This window comes from Erythrobacter sp. W302b, assembly GCF_046452395.1.
In the GTDB taxonomy this organism is placed as follows: domain Bacteria; phylum Pseudomonadota; class Alphaproteobacteria; order Sphingomonadales; family Sphingomonadaceae; genus Erythrobacter.
The window spans coordinates 2,951,229-2,967,600 of sequence record NZ_JBKFDH010000001.1 but is presented as its reverse complement, the minus strand read 5'-3'; the positions used below and the strand labels follow the sequence as shown (position 1 = coordinate 2,967,600).

At 64.9% G+C, this 16,372-nt stretch carries 22 protein-coding genes; 13 read left to right on the top strand and 9 right to left on the bottom strand.

Features of this window, described 5'->3' with window-relative positions; genetic code table 11:
- Positions 1–8 precede the first annotated feature (8 nt).
- The gene (locus tag ACLBKT_RS14125; protein WP_410183540.1) at positions 9–707 is read left to right on the top strand and encodes a dienelactone hydrolase family protein; all 699 of its coding nucleotides are present in this window, start codon (positions 9–11) and stop codon (positions 705–707) included.
- Complete coding sequence (locus tag ACLBKT_RS14120; protein WP_410183539.1) at positions 704–1,102, top strand: nuclear transport factor 2 family protein; 399 nt, start codon at positions 704–706, stop codon at positions 1,100–1,102. Before ACLBKT_RS14125 ends, ACLBKT_RS14120 begins: the two co-directional genes overlap by 4 nt.
- On the opposite strand, the gene ACLBKT_RS14115 is transcribed toward ACLBKT_RS14120, so the two are convergent.
- From ACLBKT_RS14115 to hemE, 4 genes are all read right to left on the bottom strand, one after another.
- The gene (locus ACLBKT_RS14115) at positions 1,099–1,491 is read right to left on the bottom strand and encodes a BLUF domain-containing protein (RefSeq protein WP_410183538.1); all 393 of its coding nucleotides are present in this window, start codon (positions 1,489–1,491) and stop codon (positions 1,099–1,101) included. The genes ACLBKT_RS14120 and ACLBKT_RS14115 overlap by 4 nt on opposite strands.
- A gap of 61 nt (positions 1,492–1,552) precedes the next feature.
- Entirely contained in the window at positions 1,553–2,818 is a 1,266-nt protein-coding gene (rho, locus tag ACLBKT_RS14110) for a transcription termination factor Rho (protein ID WP_160759802.1), read from the bottom strand.
- Positions 2,819–3,020: 202 nt separating this feature from the next.
- Complete coding sequence (locus ACLBKT_RS14105; protein ID WP_410183537.1) at positions 3,021–3,464, bottom strand: CopD family protein; 444 nt, start codon at positions 3,462–3,464, stop codon at positions 3,021–3,023.
- A gap of 4 nt (positions 3,465–3,468) precedes the next feature.
- Positions 3,469–4,485: a uroporphyrinogen decarboxylase gene (gene hemE / locus ACLBKT_RS14100; protein ID WP_410183536.1), complete on the bottom strand. Its 1,017-nt coding sequence runs from the start codon at positions 4,483–4,485 to the stop codon at positions 3,469–3,471.
- Between the two features lie 313 nt (positions 4,486–4,798).
- Between hemE and ACLBKT_RS14095 the strand changes: the two genes are divergently transcribed.
- From ACLBKT_RS14095 to ACLBKT_RS14050, 10 genes are all read left to right on the top strand, one after another.
- Positions 4,799–5,644 (top strand): pyruvate, water dikinase regulatory protein, encoded by an 846-nt coding sequence (locus ACLBKT_RS14095; protein WP_410183535.1) that lies wholly within the window; start codon positions 4,799–4,801, stop codon positions 5,642–5,644.
- The gene (locus ACLBKT_RS14090; RefSeq protein ID WP_410183534.1) at positions 5,641–6,234 is read left to right on the top strand and encodes a Maf family nucleotide pyrophosphatase; all 594 of its coding nucleotides are present in this window, start codon (positions 5,641–5,643) and stop codon (positions 6,232–6,234) included. Before ACLBKT_RS14095 ends, ACLBKT_RS14090 begins: the two co-directional genes overlap by 4 nt.
- Positions 6,231–7,100, top strand: coding sequence for a shikimate dehydrogenase (gene aroE, locus ACLBKT_RS14085; protein WP_410183533.1), 870 nt, complete (start codon positions 6,231–6,233; stop codon positions 7,098–7,100). Before ACLBKT_RS14090 ends, aroE begins: the two co-directional genes overlap by 4 nt.
- Positions 7,097–7,681, top strand: coding sequence for a dephospho-CoA kinase (gene coaE / locus ACLBKT_RS14080; RefSeq protein WP_410183532.1), 585 nt, complete (start codon positions 7,097–7,099; stop codon positions 7,679–7,681). The genes aroE and coaE overlap by 4 nt, the downstream gene beginning before the upstream one ends.
- 63 nt (positions 7,682–7,744) lie before the next feature.
- Positions 7,745–8,449 carry a DNA polymerase III subunit epsilon gene (gene dnaQ, locus ACLBKT_RS14075; protein ID WP_410183531.1) on the top strand — a complete coding sequence of 235 codons (705 nt, stop codon included), beginning with the start codon at positions 7,745–7,747 and terminating at the stop codon, positions 8,447–8,449.
- 63 nt (positions 8,450–8,512) lie between these two features.
- A complete protein-coding gene (hpf, locus tag ACLBKT_RS14070; RefSeq protein ID WP_410183530.1) occupies positions 8,513–9,079 on the top strand; it encodes a ribosome hibernation-promoting factor, HPF/YfiA family in 567 nt (188 codons plus the stop codon).
- Positions 9,080–9,237: 158 nt separating this feature from the next.
- The gene (locus ACLBKT_RS14065) at positions 9,238–9,699 is read left to right on the top strand and encodes a PTS sugar transporter subunit IIA (protein ID WP_410183529.1); all 462 of its coding nucleotides are present in this window, start codon (positions 9,238–9,240) and stop codon (positions 9,697–9,699) included.
- Between the two features lie 16 nt (positions 9,700–9,715).
- The gene (locus tag ACLBKT_RS14060; protein ID WP_410183528.1) at positions 9,716–10,204 is read left to right on the top strand and encodes a PaaI family thioesterase; all 489 of its coding nucleotides are present in this window, start codon (positions 9,716–9,718) and stop codon (positions 10,202–10,204) included.
- Between the two features lies 1 nt (position 10,205).
- Entirely contained in the window at positions 10,206–10,547 is a 342-nt protein-coding gene (locus ACLBKT_RS14055) for a DUF1491 family protein (RefSeq protein WP_410183527.1), read from the top strand.
- A gap of 191 nt (positions 10,548–10,738) precedes the next feature.
- A complete protein-coding gene (locus ACLBKT_RS14050; RefSeq protein ID WP_410183526.1) occupies positions 10,739–11,386 on the top strand; it encodes a cell wall hydrolase in 648 nt (215 codons plus the stop codon).
- A gap of 90 nt (positions 11,387–11,476) precedes the next feature.
- Here the strand turns inward: ACLBKT_RS14050 and xth are convergent, their stop codons facing one another.
- The 3 genes from xth to ACLBKT_RS14035 form a co-directional block, all read right to left on the bottom strand.
- Positions 11,477–12,271, bottom strand: coding sequence for an exodeoxyribonuclease III (gene xth / locus ACLBKT_RS14045; protein WP_410183525.1), 795 nt, complete (start codon positions 12,269–12,271; stop codon positions 11,477–11,479).
- Positions 12,272–12,383: 112 nt separating this feature from the next.
- Positions 12,384–12,716: a HesB/IscA family protein gene (locus ACLBKT_RS14040; RefSeq protein WP_410183524.1), complete on the bottom strand. Its 333-nt coding sequence runs from the start codon at positions 12,714–12,716 to the stop codon at positions 12,384–12,386.
- 39 nt (positions 12,717–12,755) lie between these two features.
- On the bottom strand, positions 12,756–13,187 hold the full coding sequence (locus ACLBKT_RS14035) for a CBS domain-containing protein (protein ID WP_410183523.1): 432 nt from the start codon (positions 13,185–13,187) through the stop codon (positions 12,756–12,758).
- Positions 13,188–13,333: 146 nt separating this feature from the next.
- Here ACLBKT_RS14035 and ACLBKT_RS14030 point away from each other — a divergent pair, with 146 nt between their 5' ends.
- Positions 13,334–13,645 carry a hypothetical protein gene (locus ACLBKT_RS14030; RefSeq protein ID WP_410183522.1) on the top strand — a complete coding sequence of 104 codons (312 nt, stop codon included), beginning with the start codon at positions 13,334–13,336 and terminating at the stop codon, positions 13,643–13,645.
- 148 nt (positions 13,646–13,793) lie between these two features.
- Here ACLBKT_RS14030 and ACLBKT_RS14025 read toward each other — a convergent pair whose 3' ends face one another.
- Both ACLBKT_RS14025 and ACLBKT_RS14020 read right to left on the bottom strand, forming a co-directional pair.
- Positions 13,794–14,207: a (2Fe-2S) ferredoxin domain-containing protein gene (locus ACLBKT_RS14025; RefSeq protein ID WP_410183702.1), complete on the bottom strand. Its 414-nt coding sequence runs from the start codon at positions 14,205–14,207 to the stop codon at positions 13,794–13,796.
- Positions 14,204–16,354: a prolyl oligopeptidase family serine peptidase gene (locus ACLBKT_RS14020; RefSeq protein WP_410183521.1), complete on the bottom strand. Its 2,151-nt coding sequence runs from the start codon at positions 16,352–16,354 to the stop codon at positions 14,204–14,206. The genes ACLBKT_RS14025 and ACLBKT_RS14020 overlap by 4 nt, the downstream gene beginning before the upstream one ends.
- Between the last annotated feature and the right edge of the window lie 18 nt (positions 16,355–16,372).

Sequence of the window (16,372 nt, the reverse complement as noted above, 5' to 3'; positions counted from 1 at the left end):
GAGACCCCATGAGCCTGAACGCAACCATTCCCACGCTGGAAGCCGATGCCAGCTTCGGCGCCTATGTCGCCCACCCCGCAGGCACGCCCCGCGCGGCAATCATCGTCATTCAGGAGATTTTCGGGGTGAACCCCGGCATTCGCCAGAAGTGCGACAAGCTGGCGGCCGAAGGCTATCTCGCGGTCGCGCCGGACCTGTTCTGGCGCTTGGAGCCGGGGGTCGAGACCGATCCCGATGTCCCCGCCGAGTTCGAGCGCGCCATCGGCATGATGGGCCAGTTTGATCAGGACGCCGGCATCCGCGATATCGAGGCGACGATCCACCACATCCGACGCACGCTGGGGGTCAGCAAGGTCGGCTGCGTTGGATACTGCCTCGGCGGGCGGCTCGCGTTCATGACCGCCGCGCGCACCGATATCGACGCCAGCGTCGGCTATTACGGGGTCGGCATTGATGGCTTGCTGGGAGAGAAGCACGCGATCGCCCATCCGGTGATGCTGCACATCCCCACGGCAGACGGCTTTGTTCCACGTGAAACACAGGCCGCGATGCACGCGGGGCTGGATGATCACCCCAAGGTGACGCTGCACGATTATGAAGGGCTGGACCACGGCTTCGCGACCGAAACCGGCCAGCGCCGGAATGAGGCCGCCGCAACCCTCGCCGACAGCCGCACAGCCGCCTTCTTCGCCGAGCATCTCGGATGAGCGGCCACGCAGGCCTTGCCCGCTGGCACGACTACATGATGGGCGGCAGCGATCCTGCCGTCCTGTCTGCCCTGCTGGCGGAAGATGCGGTGTTCCACTCCCCCGTGGTGCACACGCCGCAGGCCGGCAAGGCAGTGGTGATGGCCTATCTGGTCGCTGCCAGCCACGTGCTCGGCAACGACAGCTTCCACTATGTCCGCGAGCTGGTGGACGGGGACGAGATGATGCTCGAATTCGTGACCGAGCTCGACGGCATCAGCATCAACGGGGTCGACATCATCCGCTTCAATGACGCGGGCCAGATCACCGATTTCAAGGTGATGGTGCGCCCGCTGAAAGCGATCAACAAGGTCTGGGAGATGATGGCCGCACAGCTGGCGGCGGCGAAGGGCTAATTCAGCACCGCGAAGTTGACGATCATCTTGCGCACTTCGGGGTCCAACCCCTCGGGCAGATCGCGCTCGAGCATGTCGCGGCGGCTTTCGATGCTTTCCGCGATCATCACCCGCTTCATCGCCCAGTCAGGACAGGTCCGGGCATCAATCCCGCGGCGATCGAGCACCGAGACGCCGCTGTGGCGCGGGTCGGCGGTGATCGTCTCCATCAGGCCAGAGACCGCGCTCTCCTCGCCTTCGAGCAGCTGGAGGAAATTGCGGCCGTTGAACAGCAGCAGCCCGGTAATCCCGCGCTCGGGATTGTTGCGCGCGCTGGCGGCGAGGATCGCTTCGACTTCTTCGCGCGGCAGGGTCGGCGCGGTGCTGATGTAGAGATACTGACTAAGCACGAATTCCCGTCCTTCTGACGTCTTTTCCGGGCCGACCCCATGGCCCGGATGGGCAACTCACCTATTGATTCATCGTGGCGAAGAAGTCCTCGTTGGTCTTGGAGTCCTTCATCTTGTCGAGCAGGAACTCCATCGCGTCTACGGTGCCCATCTGCATCAGGATGCGGCGCAGCACCCACATCTTGCTGAGATTGTCCTTCTGGACCAGCAGCTCTTCCTTGCGGGTGCCGGACTTGCCGACGTCGAGCGCGGGGAAGATGCGCTTGTCGGAGACCTTGCGGTCGAGCACGATTTCCGAGTTGCCGGTGCCCTTGAACTCTTCGAAGATGACTTCGTCCATGCGGCTGCCGGTGTCGATCAGCGCGGTGGCGATGATCGAGAGGCTGCCGCCTTCCTCGATATTGCGCGCGGCGCCGAAGAAGCGCTTGGGACGCTGGAGCGCGTTGGCGTCCACACCGCCGGTCAGCACCTTGCCCGAGGACGGCACCACGGTGTTGTAGGCGCGGCCGAGGCGGGTGATCGAGTCGAGCAGAATCACCACGTCATGCTTGTGCTCGACCAGGCGCTTGGCCTTTTCGATCACCATTTCAGCGACTTGCACGTGGCGGTTGGCGGGTTCGTCAAAGGTCGAGGAGATCACCTCGCCCTTCACGCTGCGCTGCATGTCGGTGACTTCCTCCGGCCGCTCGTCGACCAGCAGGACGATCAGGAACACCTCGGGATGGTTGTCGGTGATCGCCTTGGCGATGTTCTGCAGCAGCACGGTCTTACCCGTGCGCGGCGGCGCGACGATCAGGGCGCGCTGGCCCTTGCCCTGCGGGGCAATGATGTCGATCACCCGCGCGCTCTTGTCCTTCACGGTCGGATCGAGCGTATCGAGGTTGAGCTTCTGATCCGGGTAGAGCGGGGTGAGGTTATCGAAATTGGTGCGCAGACGCACCGCATCAGGATCGTCGAAATTGACCTTGGCGAGGGTCGTCAGCGCGAAATAGCGCTCGCCTTCGCGCGGTGCGCGGATTTCGCCTTCGACCGTATCGCCGGTGCGCAGGCCCCAGCGGCGGACTTGGTTGGGCGAGACGTAGATGTCGTCCGGCCCGGCGAGGTAGTTGGCCTCGGGGCTGCGCAGGAAGCCGAAGCCGTCCTGCAACACCTCGATGGTGCCGATGCCCATGATCTTTTCTTCGTATTCCTCATCCTCGGCGAGTTCGCGCAGAATGCTGAACAGCAGATCCTGGCGGCGCATGGTCGAGGCGCCTTCGACGCCGAGTTCCTCCGCCATCGCGACCAGTTCGGCCGGGGTCTTTCGCTTGAGGTCTTTGAGATGCATTTTTAATGTGTTCCGAAAGTCTTAGTGTGGCCGGATGGTCAGTGCCTCTGCGTGGCAGAGGTGCCCCGATTGCGACGGGGCTGGGCTTGGAGAAAGCAGACCTGTGGGAGCGGGATTGGCGCTCCGATACCGGATAGGTGTTCGCGAAATAGGAGCGCGCAGGCCCGAGGTCAATCAGCGATTGTGCGAGCCGCGCGCGGGATCAGAACGGTTTGATGTAGACCAGCACCACAATCAGCACCAACAGCAGCCCGGGCACTTCGCCAATCATGCGCAAGGTCTTTTCCGAGAGCGGACGCTCCCCGCGGGCCATCTTCTTGGTCTGGCCCACCAGCCAGCCGTGATAGCCTGTCAGGATCAACACCAACGTCAGCTTGGCATGGAGCCAGCCAGAGCTGAACCAGCCACCGCCATAGGCCATGGTCAGCCCCAGCACCCAGACGATGATCAGGCTGGGGGTGAGGATGATCGCACGCAGCTTGCCCATCCGGTCAGCCCATTTCGCCTCGCCCGCCGAGCCCGGTTCGTGATCGAGCATATAGATGCACTGGCGCGGCAGCATGAACAGCCCCGCCATCCAGAACACCATGAAGATCACATGCCCCGATTTGAGGAACAGGTAGATCGACGAGATGAGCTCCTGCATCGGATCAGCCTCTCAGTGCAGCCAGAAGTTCCTCGACATGGGAAATCGGGGTGAATTGCCCGATCCCGTGGCCGAGGTTGAAGACATGCGGACGGTCTTCGAAGGCGGCGATGATCGTCTTCACCCGCGCCGCCAATGCCGGGCCACCCGCTTCCAGAAGCAGCGGATCGAAATTGCCCTGCACCGGCATGCCTTGGGGCAGGCTCTGATGCGCCCACACGGGATCGAGCGTCTCGTCGAGCCCGACCGCATCCACCCCGGTCTCGCGGGCATAGGCGGGCAGCTTCGCGCCTGCGCCCTTGGGGAAGCCGATCACGGGGGTATCGGGGTGGCTTTCCTTCAGCTTCGCGGTGATCGCGGCGTTCGGCGCAATCACCCACTTCTCGAACTGATCAGGCGCAAGGCTGCCCGCCCAGCTGTCGAACAGCTGCACCGCCTCGGCGCCCGCATCGATCTGGCCGCGCAGGTAGGTGACCGAGACATCGACGATGGCATCGATGATCGCCTGCATCCGCACAGGATCGCGGTAAGCCAGCAATCGTGCCGTGTGGTGATCCTTCGACCCCTCGCCCGCGATCATATAGGTCGCGACCGTCCAAGGGCTCCCCGCAAAGCCAAGCATGGTCACCGCGGGGCCGATCTGCTGGCGCGTGAGGCGCACGGTCTCGTAGACGGGCTCGAACCGCTCGAAGGCCGGGGTGAACGAGTCCAGCTCCACCTCGAGCAGCGTCGGTGACAAATGCGGGCCTTCGCCAGCGGCAAAGGTCAGCCCCTGCCCCATCGCGTGCGGCACGATCAGGATATCCGAGAACAGGATCGCCCCATCAAACCCGAAGCGCCGGATCGGCTGGACGGTGATCTCGGCTGCGGCCTCGCTGTCGTAAACCAGCTCAAGGAATCCGCCCTTTTCGGCGCGAAGCTCGCGATATTCAGGGAGATAGCGCCCGGCCTGGCGCATCAGCCAGACGGGAGCGACATCCTGACGGACACCTTTGAGCGTATCGAGAAGCGGACCGGGCATAGGGTTCCTTAGAGCAAATCAAAACAAATTATAAAAGGACTGATGGAGTCTGATGGCCCTGTGGATAGCGGGAATTACCGGGCCTTGCCGGACTCTCCCCCCGTTTCCTGTCAGCCCCAAGCCCCCACCGAATCCGCATGGATTGGACGTCAAGCTGGCTTTATCCCCACTCTTCACAGACTGTCGACAAAACTTGTCCCGTGTGCGCAAATAGCCCGAGGAAAAGGCCGGGAGTGGGCATGAAAAATCCTCCTCAGCTTGTCCACTGCACCTCGCCGTGGTTTATGCGCCCATCTGTCCACAGGCACTCGCGATGAACCGACTGAACCTCCACCTTGTATCGGATTCGACCGGCGAGACGCTGGAAATGATCGCCAAGGCGGCTCTGGCGCAGTTCGACAATCCGAGCGTGAACCGCCATTTCTGGCCGATGGTGCGGTCGTTGCAGCATCTCGACCGGATCGTGGCGGATCTCGCCGCCCATCCGGGGCTGGTGCTCTACACGCTGGTCAACCCTGAGACGAGGAAGCGGCTTGAGGAGCATTGCCGCCACCTGGGCCTGCCCGCCGTGCCGGTGCTCGATCAGGTGACCGCGGCGCTGGAAGCGCAGCTCGGTCAGGAGGCGCATGGCCGCCCGGGCCGCCAGCACATGATGGACGAGAGCTATTTCAAGCGCGTCGATGCGATCCAGTACACCATCGCCCATGATGACGGGCTCGCCCATGAGGATTGGGAGGAGGCCGACATCCTGCTGGTGGGTGTCTCGCGCTCGTCGAAAACGCCGACCTCGATCTATCTGGCCAATCGCGGTTACAAGGTAGCCAATATCCCGCTGGTGGTCGAAAGCCCGCCGCCCAAGGCGCTGTTCGGTCTCAGGCACCCGCTGGTGGTGGGGCTGACGACTTCGCCCGAACGGCTGGTGCAAATCCGCCGCAACCGCCTGTTATCGCTCAATGAAGCGACCGAGACCGCCTATGTCGACAATGATCGCGTGAAGGCCGAGCTGCAATACGCCCGGCGGATGTTCGGCGATAATGGCTGGCCCGTGATCGACGTCACTCGCCGCTCGATCGAAGAGACCGCGGCGGCGATCATTCGGCTGGCGCAGGAGCGCGAGCGCAAGCCGGCGAGTGAAGGCGGGGTGGGGAAGCCGATATGAGCAAGCGTCTCATCCTCGCCAGCAAATCCGCCTCGCGCCGGGCGATGCTCGATGCGGCCCGGGTCGCATACGAGAGCATCCCGGCCGATATTGACGAGCGCGCGGTGGAGGCGGAGTTGCAAGGCGCAGCGCCTGCCGAGGTGGCTGAAGCACTGGCGGTCGCCAAGGCGGCGGCGGTGGCAGCGCTGCATCCCGAGGCGCTGGTGCTGGGGTCCGACTCGCTGGTGGTCGCGGCAGGGCGGCGGTTCGACAAGCCGCGCTCGGCTGAGGAAGCGGCGGAGCATCTGCGTTTCTTCTCAGGCAAGGTGATGGAGCTGCACAGCGCGGCGGCTCTGGTCCGCGCGGCGGGCTGCGAATGGAGCCACGCCAGCATCGCGCGCCTGCATGTCCGCGAGCTGTCGGAGGAATTTATCGCGCATTATCTCGCCCTTGAATGGCCCGCGATCAGCCACACCGTCGGGGCCTTTCGCATCGAAGGCCCCGGGGTGCAGCTGTTCGACGCGATCGAGGGGGACCAGTTCACCGTGCTCGGGATGCCGCTGCTGCCGCTGCTGGCGGCACTGCGCGAGGAAGGGGTGTTGATCGCATGACCCGGCCCGCCGAGATTCCCTATGCCGAGGTGATCGGCGATCCCATTGCCCAGTCCAAATCCCCGGCCATCCACGGGCTCTGGCTCGGGAAGCTGGGAATCGCGGCGGATTACCGCGCCTGCCATGTACGGCCCGACGAGCTCGCTGATTACATCGCGGAGCGCCGCGCCGATCCGCTGTGGCGCGGGTGCAATGTCACGATGCCGCACAAGCAAAGCGTGATGCCGCTGCTCGACCGGATCGATCCGCCGGCGGGTGAAATCGGGGCGGTAAACACCGTGCTGGGCGGGTCCGGCGGGACGCTGAGCGGCACCAACACCGATGCGAGCGGGTTTCTGGAGCCGCTCACGACTGATCTGGCCAAGACGCATTACTATCGCATGGCCCGGATCGTCGGCACCGGGGGTGCGGCCCGTGCGATCATCACCGCGCTGGCGGACAAAGGCTTCACGCTGGTCGTCGCGGGGCGCGATCCGGGCAAGGCGCGGGCGCTGCTCGATGAACTGGCGCCCAAGGGCGAGCATCACGCCATCCCCCTCTCGCACTTCGCTGATCCGACCGATTTTGCATTCGATGACCGTGAAGGGTGCCTCGATCTGGTCATCAATGCCTCATCGCTGGGGATGCGGGGCCAGCCCCCCCTGCCCTTCGACTGGAGCCATGCCCCGCCCGGCAGCATCGCCTATGACATCGTCACCGCCCCGCTCGACACGCCCTTCCTGCAAGGTGCGCGCGCCAAGGGACACCGCACCATCGACGGGTTGTCCATGCTGATCGGTCAGGCAGCGACGGCCTTCGCGCATTTCTTCGGCGCGCCCCCGCCCCGCGACCATGACGCCGAATTGCGCGCGCTGCTGACCCAATGACGAGCCCGAAGATCATCGGCCTCACCGGCAGCATCGGCATGGGTAAGTCGACCGTCGCGGGGATGTTCGCCGAGGCGGGGATCCCGGTGTTCGATGCCGATGCCGAGGTGCGCGCGATGCAGGGGCCGGGCGGCGAGCTGGTCCCCGCCATCGAAGCTGCCTTCCCCGGATCGACCGGGCCGGAGGGCGTTGACCGCGAACGGCTTGGGGCGCGGGTCTTCGCCGACAAGGCCGCGCTCGCGCGGCTGGAGGCCATCGTCCACCCCGCGGTTGCCGCCCGGCGTGCCGCTTTCCTTGACCAGCACCACGCCAAGCGCGCGGTCGTCTTCGACATCCCGCTATTGTTCGAAAAGGGCGGGCACGAAGCGGTTGACATGATCGTCGTCGTCTCCGCGCCTGAGGCGGTTCAGCGCGCCCGCGTGCTCGCCCGACCGGGCATGACGCCGGAGAAATTCGCGCATATCTTCGGCCTGCAACTCCATGACACCCACAAGCGTGACCGCGCGCATCATGTCATCGACACCAGCACGAGCCTCGATGACACCCGCGCGCAGGTCGCCGCGCTGATTGCCGCGCTCTGAAAGCTGCAATTTGATTCCAAGCACCTCTTGCAAGTGCCCGGACATGGGAGGATAGTCCCCCCAATGCGCGAGATTATCTTCGACACGGAAACCACCGGACTCGATCCCAAGACAGGGGACCGCATGGTGGAAATTGGCTGCATCGAGATGGTCGGCCGGGTCGAAACGGGACGCACCTTTCACGCCTATTTCAACCCTGATCGCGACATGCCGATCGAGGCTGAGCGGGTCCACGGCCTGTCTGCCGCCTTCCTCGCCACCAAGCCGAAATTTGCTGACAGCGCCGACGAATTGCTCGAATTCCTCGGCGATTCTAACCTCGTTGCGCACAATGCCGGGTTCGACTTCGGCTTCCTCAACAACGAGCTGGAATTGGCAGGGCGCGCTCCGATCAGCCTGGACCGGATGGTCGATACGGTCGCGATTGCGCGCAAGAAGCATCCCGGCGCGAAACTCAGCCTCGATGCGCTCTGCACCCGTTACGGGATCGACCGGAGCCACCGGGTCAAGCACGGCGCGCTGCTCGATGCCGAATTGCTCGCGCAGGTCTATGTCGAGCTCACCGGCGGGCGGCAGATCGGACTGGGACTCGCGCCGGCCGATTCTGACGCAGGCCTCGCGGCCGCATCCACAATCAACGCGCCCTGGCACCGGCCTTCCGCCGACAAGCCCCGGCGCGAACCTCGCCCTCATGTTGCCAGCCCGGAGGAGCTGGAACGTCACCGCGCCTTCATCGCCGGGATCGCCGAGGCGATCTGGACGCGGTGAAGCCTTGGCGCGACTCATCGCCTTACATTGGGCTCCTCAACCTGGACGGGAGGACTATACTTCATGGATATTCGGATTTCGGGCCACCAGATGGACACCGGCGCAGCCTTGCAGGAACATGCGACTGACCGGCTCGGCGCAGTCGTCGACAAGTATTTCGACCGCGCGCTCTCCAGCCATGTGACTTTCGGCAAAGCCCCCGCGGGCGCCTTCAGCTGCGACATCGTCACCCACGTCATGCAGGGCCTGATTCTGAAGGCACAGGGCTCGGCCTATGATGCCCATGTCGCCTTCGACGATGCGATGGCCAAGATCGAAAAGCAGCTCCGCCGCTACAAGCGCCGCCTGACCGACCGTCATGAACAGGCCGATCACGCGCGCGGCGAGGAAGAAGCCGCCTACACCATCTTCGCCGTCGAGGAAGACGAGGAAGAGGAAGTGGTGGCCGATGCCCCGCTGGTCATCGCCGAAACCCGCGTCGACATCCCCACCGCCAGCGTTGCGGACGCGGTGATGATGCTCGACCTCAGGAACACCGGCGCGCTGTTTTTCAAAAACGCTGGCACCGGACGGCATAATATGGTTTACCGGCGCGCCGATGGCTCTATCGGATGGGTGGAGCCGAAATAGGGCCTGAATAGGCGGTTGCCGTAAGGGCAAATGCCGCATGTCAAAGGCTCAGGCGGCGGAGGCAGGGGGCTTCGTCCCGATCCGGAGGTGCCTTGAAAAGCATGGCCGGGCCGGATTTTCGCCACCCAAGCGCGCTTGCAATCGGGATTCGCACAAGCATGGACGTCAACCTGGCTCTCTCACCGCAGGCGATTGCTTTCGCCCGGCTCGATACCAAGCCCAAGGTGCTGGCCCGCATGGCCCAGCTTCTCAGCGCGGCTTACGGGCTGGATGAGAGCGAGGTGCTGGAAAGTCTTGAAGCGCGTGAAGCCTTGGGCAGCACTGGCTTCGGGCGCGGTGTGGCGATTCCGCATTGCCGGTCCAAGGATATCCGCCGCCCGTCGCTGGCGGTGATCCGGCTCGACACGCCGATCGACTTCGCGGCGGCCGACGCCCGCCCGGTGTCGCTGGTGTGCGGCCTCGTCTCGCCCGAGAATGCCGGGGCGACGCATCTCCACGCGCTGGCGGCGATTTCGCGCCTGACGCGGGATGAGACGATGCTCCAGATGCTCGCCGATGCGCCTGACACCGATGCCGCCTATGCGCTGTTGACCAACCAGTTCCTGCGCACCGCGGCCTGATCCGCGCCGGTTTTCCATGTCGGGCGGTGACGGTTTTCCTTCGGCGAGTGGGGCCCAGCAGCACTACCGGGCGCTGGAGCGGCTTTATGCCTCGGCCCCGGTGAACGCCAAGTTCGCCAGCAGCCTGAACATCACGGGTGAGGGGCAGTCGCGGCTGCGCTTCACCGTCACGCCCGAAGATTACCACGCGGCCGGCGCGGCGCATGGGACGATCTATTTCAAGATGCTCGACGATGCGGCTTTCTATGCCTGCAATTCGCTGGTGACCGACCGCTTCCTGCTGACCACCAGTTTCAACCTGTTCTTTTCCAAGCCGGTGCGGGCCGGAACCGTCACGGCCGAAGGCCGCTGGGTCAGCGGTCGCCGCCGGGTGTTCGTCGCCGAGGCACGCTTGGTGGACGAAGAGGGTGACGAAATCGGGCGCGGCACCGGCACCTTCATGAAGAGCCGCATCCCGCTCTCCAGCCTGCCGGGTTATGCTGCGGACGGCCTGTCCGGGCTGTGATGTGAGCGACCGGCTCCCTGCGCATCTCGAAGCCAGTGCGATCCTGCGCCTCGCCGAATCGCAGGGCGGCTATGCCACGGTGCTCGCCAAGGGGGAGCGGGATGCGGGGACGATCCTCTTGGTAATGCTGTGTCGCGGCAAGGCCGCCGCGCTTTACGAAAGGATGCCGCAACGGGATGGTTCGCGCCTTTTTATTGCCACAAAGTTAGAAAACCGTGAAAATCCTCAGGAATTTTCCGAGTATCTGGCCCGTCGGCGGGTTCAGGACCATGATATGTGGCTTATCGAGGTAGACATCGCGGATCCCGAACGGTTCGTCGCAGGGTTGAACGATTCGCGTTGACGTAAACGGCAAGGCGGCTATCGGCTCGCTCAATTCCTCGCGCAGGCTGGCAGGACGACAATTCGGTCGTAACCTACAGCACGCAGACGGGGAGCGGCCGGCAGGCTTCTTTGAACCCCCACATCCCGATTTCATCCGGATAAGGTTCCCGCCTGCGCCTGTGCGCGCTCACCGCCGAATTTGTAGATTGAATGCGCCGTAAGACTGCCACGATTGTCGCGATTGCCGGGCTGGCTTTCGCAACCACGATGTTTCCGAGCGGCCGCGATGCCGCTGCCCTGGCGCAAGCCGCTACGGATCAGCCCCCCCTCCCCGCTGTGGCCGAACAGGTCGAGCTGGTCCCCGAAGTCATCAGCTTCGTCTCCGAGCCGGTGGTGCAACCCCTCCCCGCCGAAGCGCAATCCCCGACACTGACCGAAGCCGGATCGCTCACCGAGCTGGTCGGCATGGTCGATACCGATGCCCCGATGAACGAACAGCTGCGCTGCCTTGCGGGCGCGGTCTATTTCGAAGCCCGCGGTGAGCCGCTGGCGGGCCAGCTGGCTGTGGCGCAGGTGATCATCAACCGCACCGAAGACGGCCGCTTCCCGCGGTCCTATTGCGGCGTTGTCGCCCAGCCGGGCCAATTCTCCTTCATGCGCGGAAGCCGGATGCCTGCCATCCGCACCGGCACCGCCGCGTGGGATCGCGCCGTCGCTGTCGCGCAAATCGCGCATCAGGGCCTGTGGGAATCCGAGGCGGGCAACGCGGTGTTCTTCCACGCCCGCTATGTCCGCCCAAGCTGGAGCCGCACCAAGACGCGGCTGGCGCAGATCGACACGCATATCTTCTACAGGTAATCCTCGCCGCGTTTCGCCCTGACGGGCGAGCGGCGGCGGGCGGGCGGACGCCCTTGCGGCGCTGCGCGCGAGGGCGTCTTTGAAGCTTGGTCAGGCCCTCAGCCGCACCCAGACCGGCGCATGGTCGCTGGCTTTCTCCCGGCCGCGATGCGCCTTGTCGACCCCGCAGGCTTCCAGCCGGTCGGCGCATTCGGGCGACAGCAGGATGTGGTCGATGCGGAAGCCGTGGTCGCGCTGCCACGCGCCCGCCTGATAGTCCCAATAGGTCCACACGCCCCCGCGCGGGTTGTGGGTCCGCAGCGCGTCGGTCCAGCCATCGGCAAGGAAGCGGGCATAGGCGGCACGCGATTCGGGCTGCATCAGCGCATCGTCCGCCATCGCCTTCACCGACCAGACATCGTCATCCTCGGGGATCACATTGAAATCGCCCAGCACGACGGCGGGGACTTCCTCGGCCCAGATGTCCGCCATGCGCGCACGCAGCTTGTCCATCCACGCCAGCTTGTAGGTGAACTTCGGCCCAGGATGCGGGTTGCCGTTGGGCAGGTAGAGGCAGGCGATCCGCACACCGCTGACATCCGCTTCGAGATAGCGCGCCTGCTCCTCATCCCCCTCGTTCGGGCCGGGGATGCCGAGACCGCGCTGCACTTCGGTGAGGGTGTAGCCCGCGTGCGTATCGACCAGCATCGCGACCCCGTTGAAGCTCTTCTGTCCGTGCCAGATCGCCGCATAACCCAGCGCCTCGATATCAGCGGCGGGGAAACCCTCGTCCTGCGACTTGATCTCCTGCAAGCAGGCGACCGCGGGGCGGGTCTCTTCCAGCCATTCGAGCAGACGCGGAAGGCGCGCCTTGATACCGTTGATGTTGAAGGTGGCGATTTTCATGGGGGCCATCCCTAGCCGTTCGCCCGGAGCTTGTCGAAGGGCCGCACTTCACTTTGCCGCGGTTAACGGGAAGAACCGGGCCTCGACAAGCTCAGCCCGAACCGGGTCAGCGTCAAATCCCGAAGCTCGCCCCGCAACCGCATCCCGCGGCGGCTTGCGGGTTTTCGACCTTGAACGCCGCGCCGCCGAGCGATTCGACGAAATCGACCGTGCTGCCCGCGATCAGATCCAGACTGACCGAATCGACCACCAGCTTCACCCCATCAGTTTCCGAGACGGAATCGTCCGCCTCGGGCCCATCGGCCAGGTCGAACTTGTACTGGAAGCCCGAACAGCCCCCGCCCTCCACGGCCAGCCGCAGTATCGCGGGGCGCGATTGCTTGCTGGCGATCAGCGCGACGCGCTTGGCGGCGGAGGGAGTGAGGATCAGGGGGGCGGCGGTCATGGCTGTCATTTAGGGCGCGCAGGCGCGTTCCTCAAGCGGTCACACCGCCTGAATGTAATTGCGCAGCGCTTCGGCCTCGTGCTGCACTTCGTCCATCTTGTGCTTCACGAGGTCGCCGATCGAGATGAAGGCGATCAATTGCCCATTCTCGACCACCGGAAAGTGGCGGAAGCGGCGGCGGGTCATCAGGCTCAAGGCCTCGTCCACCGTGGTCGCCGGTTCGACCGTGACCGCAGGCGAGGTCATGATCTGCTCGACCGGCAGATCGAGGCAATGGCCCCCATGATCGGCGAGGCGGTAGATCACGTCACGTTCCGAGACGATACCCACCACCCGCCCGTCGCGCAGCACGGGCAAGGCGCCGATGCGTTTGCTGGCAAGGATGCCGACAGCTTCGGACACCGGGGTGGTGACGTCGCAGGCGATGATGTCGGATGGGCCGCGCTGGGCGATGATTCGCGCAATGGTCATAACGACTCCCTCTCTCTCAGACGGGGAAAGTGCCATGATTGCGGCCAAAAAGCGAATCCGCTGCAGGTCTGGTCTTGCGCCGCAGGTATCAGGCCTTGCAGCTTTCGCGCGTTGCCAAGCGGGCAGCAGCACGCCATGTCGGACACATGACCCGCAAATCCCCGCTCGACGATCCCGTGAACGCCGCCCACGCCTGGGCGCGTTACCGCCAGATCATGAAGGTCCTCCTGGCCGCGACCATCCTGACCGTGGCTATCGCGATGGGCCTGCTCTTTGCCTATAACGGCATGATTTCGGTGCATTTCTATATCGCCGTGGCGCTCGGGATCAGCCTGACGATGCTGCTGGGCGGCGGCTTGATGGGGCTGGTGTTCCTCAGCAACGGCACCGGGCACGACGAATCGGTCGACAATCAGCTGCCGAGCCGGGACGAGCTGTGGAGCCCGAAAGAGGATTGAGGGGTCAGCCTCTGCCTGCCGCGTCAGCGGCTTTCCAGTTGTTCACACGAAGACACGAAGAGGACAGCGAGAGTTGCGCCGTGGCACACCATCCTCGTGTCTTCGTGTGAGTTAATCTGCGGATGCGCCGCGGACTTGGCATTTGCCGCTAGCTGGCAGCTTTCAGCCGGAAATCTTCCACCGGCACGCCGCCCACCAGATGCTCCTGAATGATCCGTTCGAGCACCTTCGGGCTGCACGAATGGTACCACACCCCGTCCGGCCACACGACCGCGACCGGACCGGCGGCGCAGATTTGCAGGCAATCGGCCTTGGAGCGCTGCACGCCCCCGCCTGCGCCGCGCTTGCTTTCGTCGGTGCGCTGCGGGCCGACCAGCCCCAGCTCCTTGAGGCGCGATTTCAGGAAGCCCCACGCCTCCTCGCCGTCCTTGCGGGAGCAGCACTTCTGCTTGTCCGATACCGAACACAGCATGATGTGCCGGGTGATCTGCGTCCCCTTGGCCGGATCGCCATAATGCTTGGCGAGCGCGGTTTGCGCCGAGAGCAGTTCCTGACGGCTCACTTCGCCGCTCCAGCCTTCAGCCAGCGGTCCAGCCACGCGAAGACGGTGTTGTGCCATTGCAGCGAGTTCTTCGCGCCCAGCACCCAGTGGTTTTCGTCCGGGAAGACCAGCAACTGCGCCGGGATGCCGCGTTCCTGCAGGGCGGTGAAGCTCATCAGGCCCTGGCTGTAGGAAACGCGGAAGTCCTTTTCGCCGGTGACGACCAGCATCGGCGTCTTCCACTTGTCGACATGGTTGGCGGGGTTCCACTTCTCGTAGGTCTCGCGCGCCTCTTCGTAGGAGCCGCCGAAGTCCCAGCGGGGGAACCACAATTCCTCGGTCGAATAATACATCGAGCGCATATCGAACAGGCCGTCATGCTGGACGATGCACTTGAAGCGATCGGGCCATTGGCCGGCGATCCAGTTGACCATGTACCCGCCATAGCTCGCGCCCATCGCACAGGCACGATCGCCGTCGATCTGGGTATCGAGGGCAAGCGCGGCGTCGAGGCCCTTCTGCAAGTCCTCCAGCGGTCCGCCGCCCCAATCCTTGTTGATTGCATCGGTGAAGGCCTGCCCGTATCCGGTGCTCCCGTGGAAATCGACCGAGATGACGGCGTAGCCCTGTGAGGCGGTGACACGCGGGTTCCAGCGGTTCGACCAGCTGTCGTTGAAGCTGCCCTGCGGCCCGCCGTGAATGTAGAGCAGCGCCGGGATCGGCCCGGTCTGATCCGCCAGCCGTGTGATCTGGCCCCACACCGTGTCGCCCTTGGCACCCTTGAAACTGAAGCGGCGGGTGACGATGCTGGCAAGGCCGCCCATGCGGGTGGTCGCCACATCGGTCAGCGGGCGGGCCTGGCCCATGCCGTCCGACAGATAGAGTTCCGCGGGCTGCCCGAGCGAATCCCGGGTGAACAGCGCCCGGCCGCCCGGGAGCGGCACGAGATTGGCGATATGCGCCTCGTTCCCGGCCATCAGATTGAGTTCGGTGACCTTGCCGGTCCTGGGGTCGATATTGAAGGCCGGGGTATCCAGCACCTTCTGCGCGGTGGCGATCAGGTGCTTGCCATCCGCACTCCAGGCGAGGCTGGCGAAGCTGAGGTCGGTGTCCTTGGTCAGATTGCGGCGCTCACCCGTGGAGAGATCGAGCAACTGCACGGCGAGCTTGTCGGCCTCGTATGTCGGGCGCGCCATCGCCAGCCACGCGAGATAGCGGCCATCGGGTGAGACGACGGGGGTGGTGTCGGTCGCCCTATTGTCGGCGGTCAGCAGCTTGGGGGCCCCACCTGACAGGTCAGAGACGTAGATATCGAGATTGGTCGACGTGGGCTCGGCCGCGTTCGAAAGGCGCGCCGTGAAATAGAGCGCGCGGCCATCAGGGGCGAAGGCGATTTCCTCGGCTCCGCCAAACGGCATGGTGGGCGTGTCGGCGGTGATGCCGGTGGCGGGATCGGTGCCGTCGACCGGAACGCCTGCGCCCTGCGCGACGCCATTTTTCAGCGGGAAGGTGAAGATGCGGTTGGGCGTGCCGGGGGTGGCCCAGCGGTCCCAATGGCGCACGAAGCCGTCCTTCGCGTCATACAGCCGCCCGGTGCCGGGACCGGGCAGGTGCTGCGGCTTGGCATCCGCGCAGCCGAAGGTCGGGCAATCCCGCGCGACTTCGCCCCACAGAGCGATGGCGCTGCCATTGGGGGCGAGCTTGAACCCGGCGATCGCAGCGTGGGGTGCGTCCGCTACCATCTGCGGGGCGCCAACCGTCCCATCCTTCGCCAGCGCCACCCGCCACACGCGGCTGCGCTGCGGCGCGTCTGCGTCGGGATGTGCACTGCTGAGGAAGTAGAGCTGCCCGTCAGCGCCGAAGGCCAGATCGCTGCCCTTGAGCGGGAGCGTCAGCGCGGTCGGCGCGGCACCCGGCGTGCTGAGATCGAGCAGATAGTGGGCGGCGCTGCGCGACAGGCTTTCGGGATCGGTGATGGTGACGCTGTAGACCGCCAGTGTGCCAGCCGCATTGACCGCCGGCGCGCCCAGACGCGGCAGGGTGACGAGATCCTCGGCGCTCATCGGCGGCGCGGTGACGCCCGGGATGGTCGAGGAGTCCTGCGCGGCAAGCGGCGCGGCGATCAGGGCGGCGGCGATGACAGCGCCGAAAGCAGTGAGGTTACGCATGGGGGCGGGATTAGCCCG

Coding starts and splice junctions, on each gene's coding strand:
- ACLBKT_RS14050 (WP_410183526.1), top strand. CDS start 10,739: ATGCGCCGTAAGACTGCCACGATTGTCGCGATTGCCGGGCTGGCTTTC.
- ACLBKT_RS14035 (WP_410183523.1), bottom strand. CDS start 13,187: ATGACCATTGCGCGAATCATCGCCCAGCGCGGCCCATCCGACATCATC.
- ACLBKT_RS14095 (WP_410183535.1), top strand. CDS start 4,799: ATGAACCGACTGAACCTCCACCTTGTATCGGATTCGACCGGCGAGACG.
- rho (WP_160759802.1), bottom strand. CDS start 2,818: ATGCATCTCAAAGACCTCAAGCGAAAGACCCCGGCCGAACTGGTCGCG.
- hpf (WP_410183530.1), top strand. CDS start 8,513: ATGGATATTCGGATTTCGGGCCACCAGATGGACACCGGCGCAGCCTTG.
- aroE (WP_410183533.1), top strand. CDS start 6,231: ATGACCCGGCCCGCCGAGATTCCCTATGCCGAGGTGATCGGCGATCCC.
- ACLBKT_RS14065 (WP_410183529.1), top strand. CDS start 9,238: ATGGACGTCAACCTGGCTCTCTCACCGCAGGCGATTGCTTTCGCCCGG.
- hemE (WP_410183536.1), bottom strand. CDS start 4,485: ATGCCCGGTCCGCTTCTCGATACGCTCAAAGGTGTCCGTCAGGATGTC.
- ACLBKT_RS14020 (WP_410183521.1), bottom strand. CDS start 16,354: ATGCGTAACCTCACTGCTTTCGGCGCTGTCATCGCCGCCGCCCTGATC.
- coaE (WP_410183532.1), top strand. CDS start 7,097: ATGACGAGCCCGAAGATCATCGGCCTCACCGGCAGCATCGGCATGGGT.
- ACLBKT_RS14125 (WP_410183540.1), top strand. CDS start 9: ATGAGCCTGAACGCAACCATTCCCACGCTGGAAGCCGATGCCAGCTTC.
- ACLBKT_RS14060 (WP_410183528.1), top strand. CDS start 9,716: ATGTCGGGCGGTGACGGTTTTCCTTCGGCGAGTGGGGCCCAGCAGCAC.
- ACLBKT_RS14105 (WP_410183537.1), bottom strand. CDS start 3,464: ATGCAGGAGCTCATCTCGTCGATCTACCTGTTCCTCAAATCGGGGCAT.
- dnaQ (WP_410183531.1), top strand. CDS start 7,745: ATGCGCGAGATTATCTTCGACACGGAAACCACCGGACTCGATCCCAAG.
- ACLBKT_RS14030 (WP_410183522.1), top strand. CDS start 13,334: ATGACCCGCAAATCCCCGCTCGACGATCCCGTGAACGCCGCCCACGCC.
- ACLBKT_RS14090 (WP_410183534.1), top strand. CDS start 5,641: ATGAGCAAGCGTCTCATCCTCGCCAGCAAATCCGCCTCGCGCCGGGCG.
- ACLBKT_RS14120 (WP_410183539.1), top strand. CDS start 704: ATGAGCGGCCACGCAGGCCTTGCCCGCTGGCACGACTACATGATGGGC.
- ACLBKT_RS14040 (WP_410183524.1), bottom strand. CDS start 12,716: ATGACCGCCGCCCCCCTGATCCTCACTCCCTCCGCCGCCAAGCGCGTC.
- xth (WP_410183525.1), bottom strand. CDS start 12,271: ATGAAAATCGCCACCTTCAACATCAACGGTATCAAGGCGCGCCTTCCG.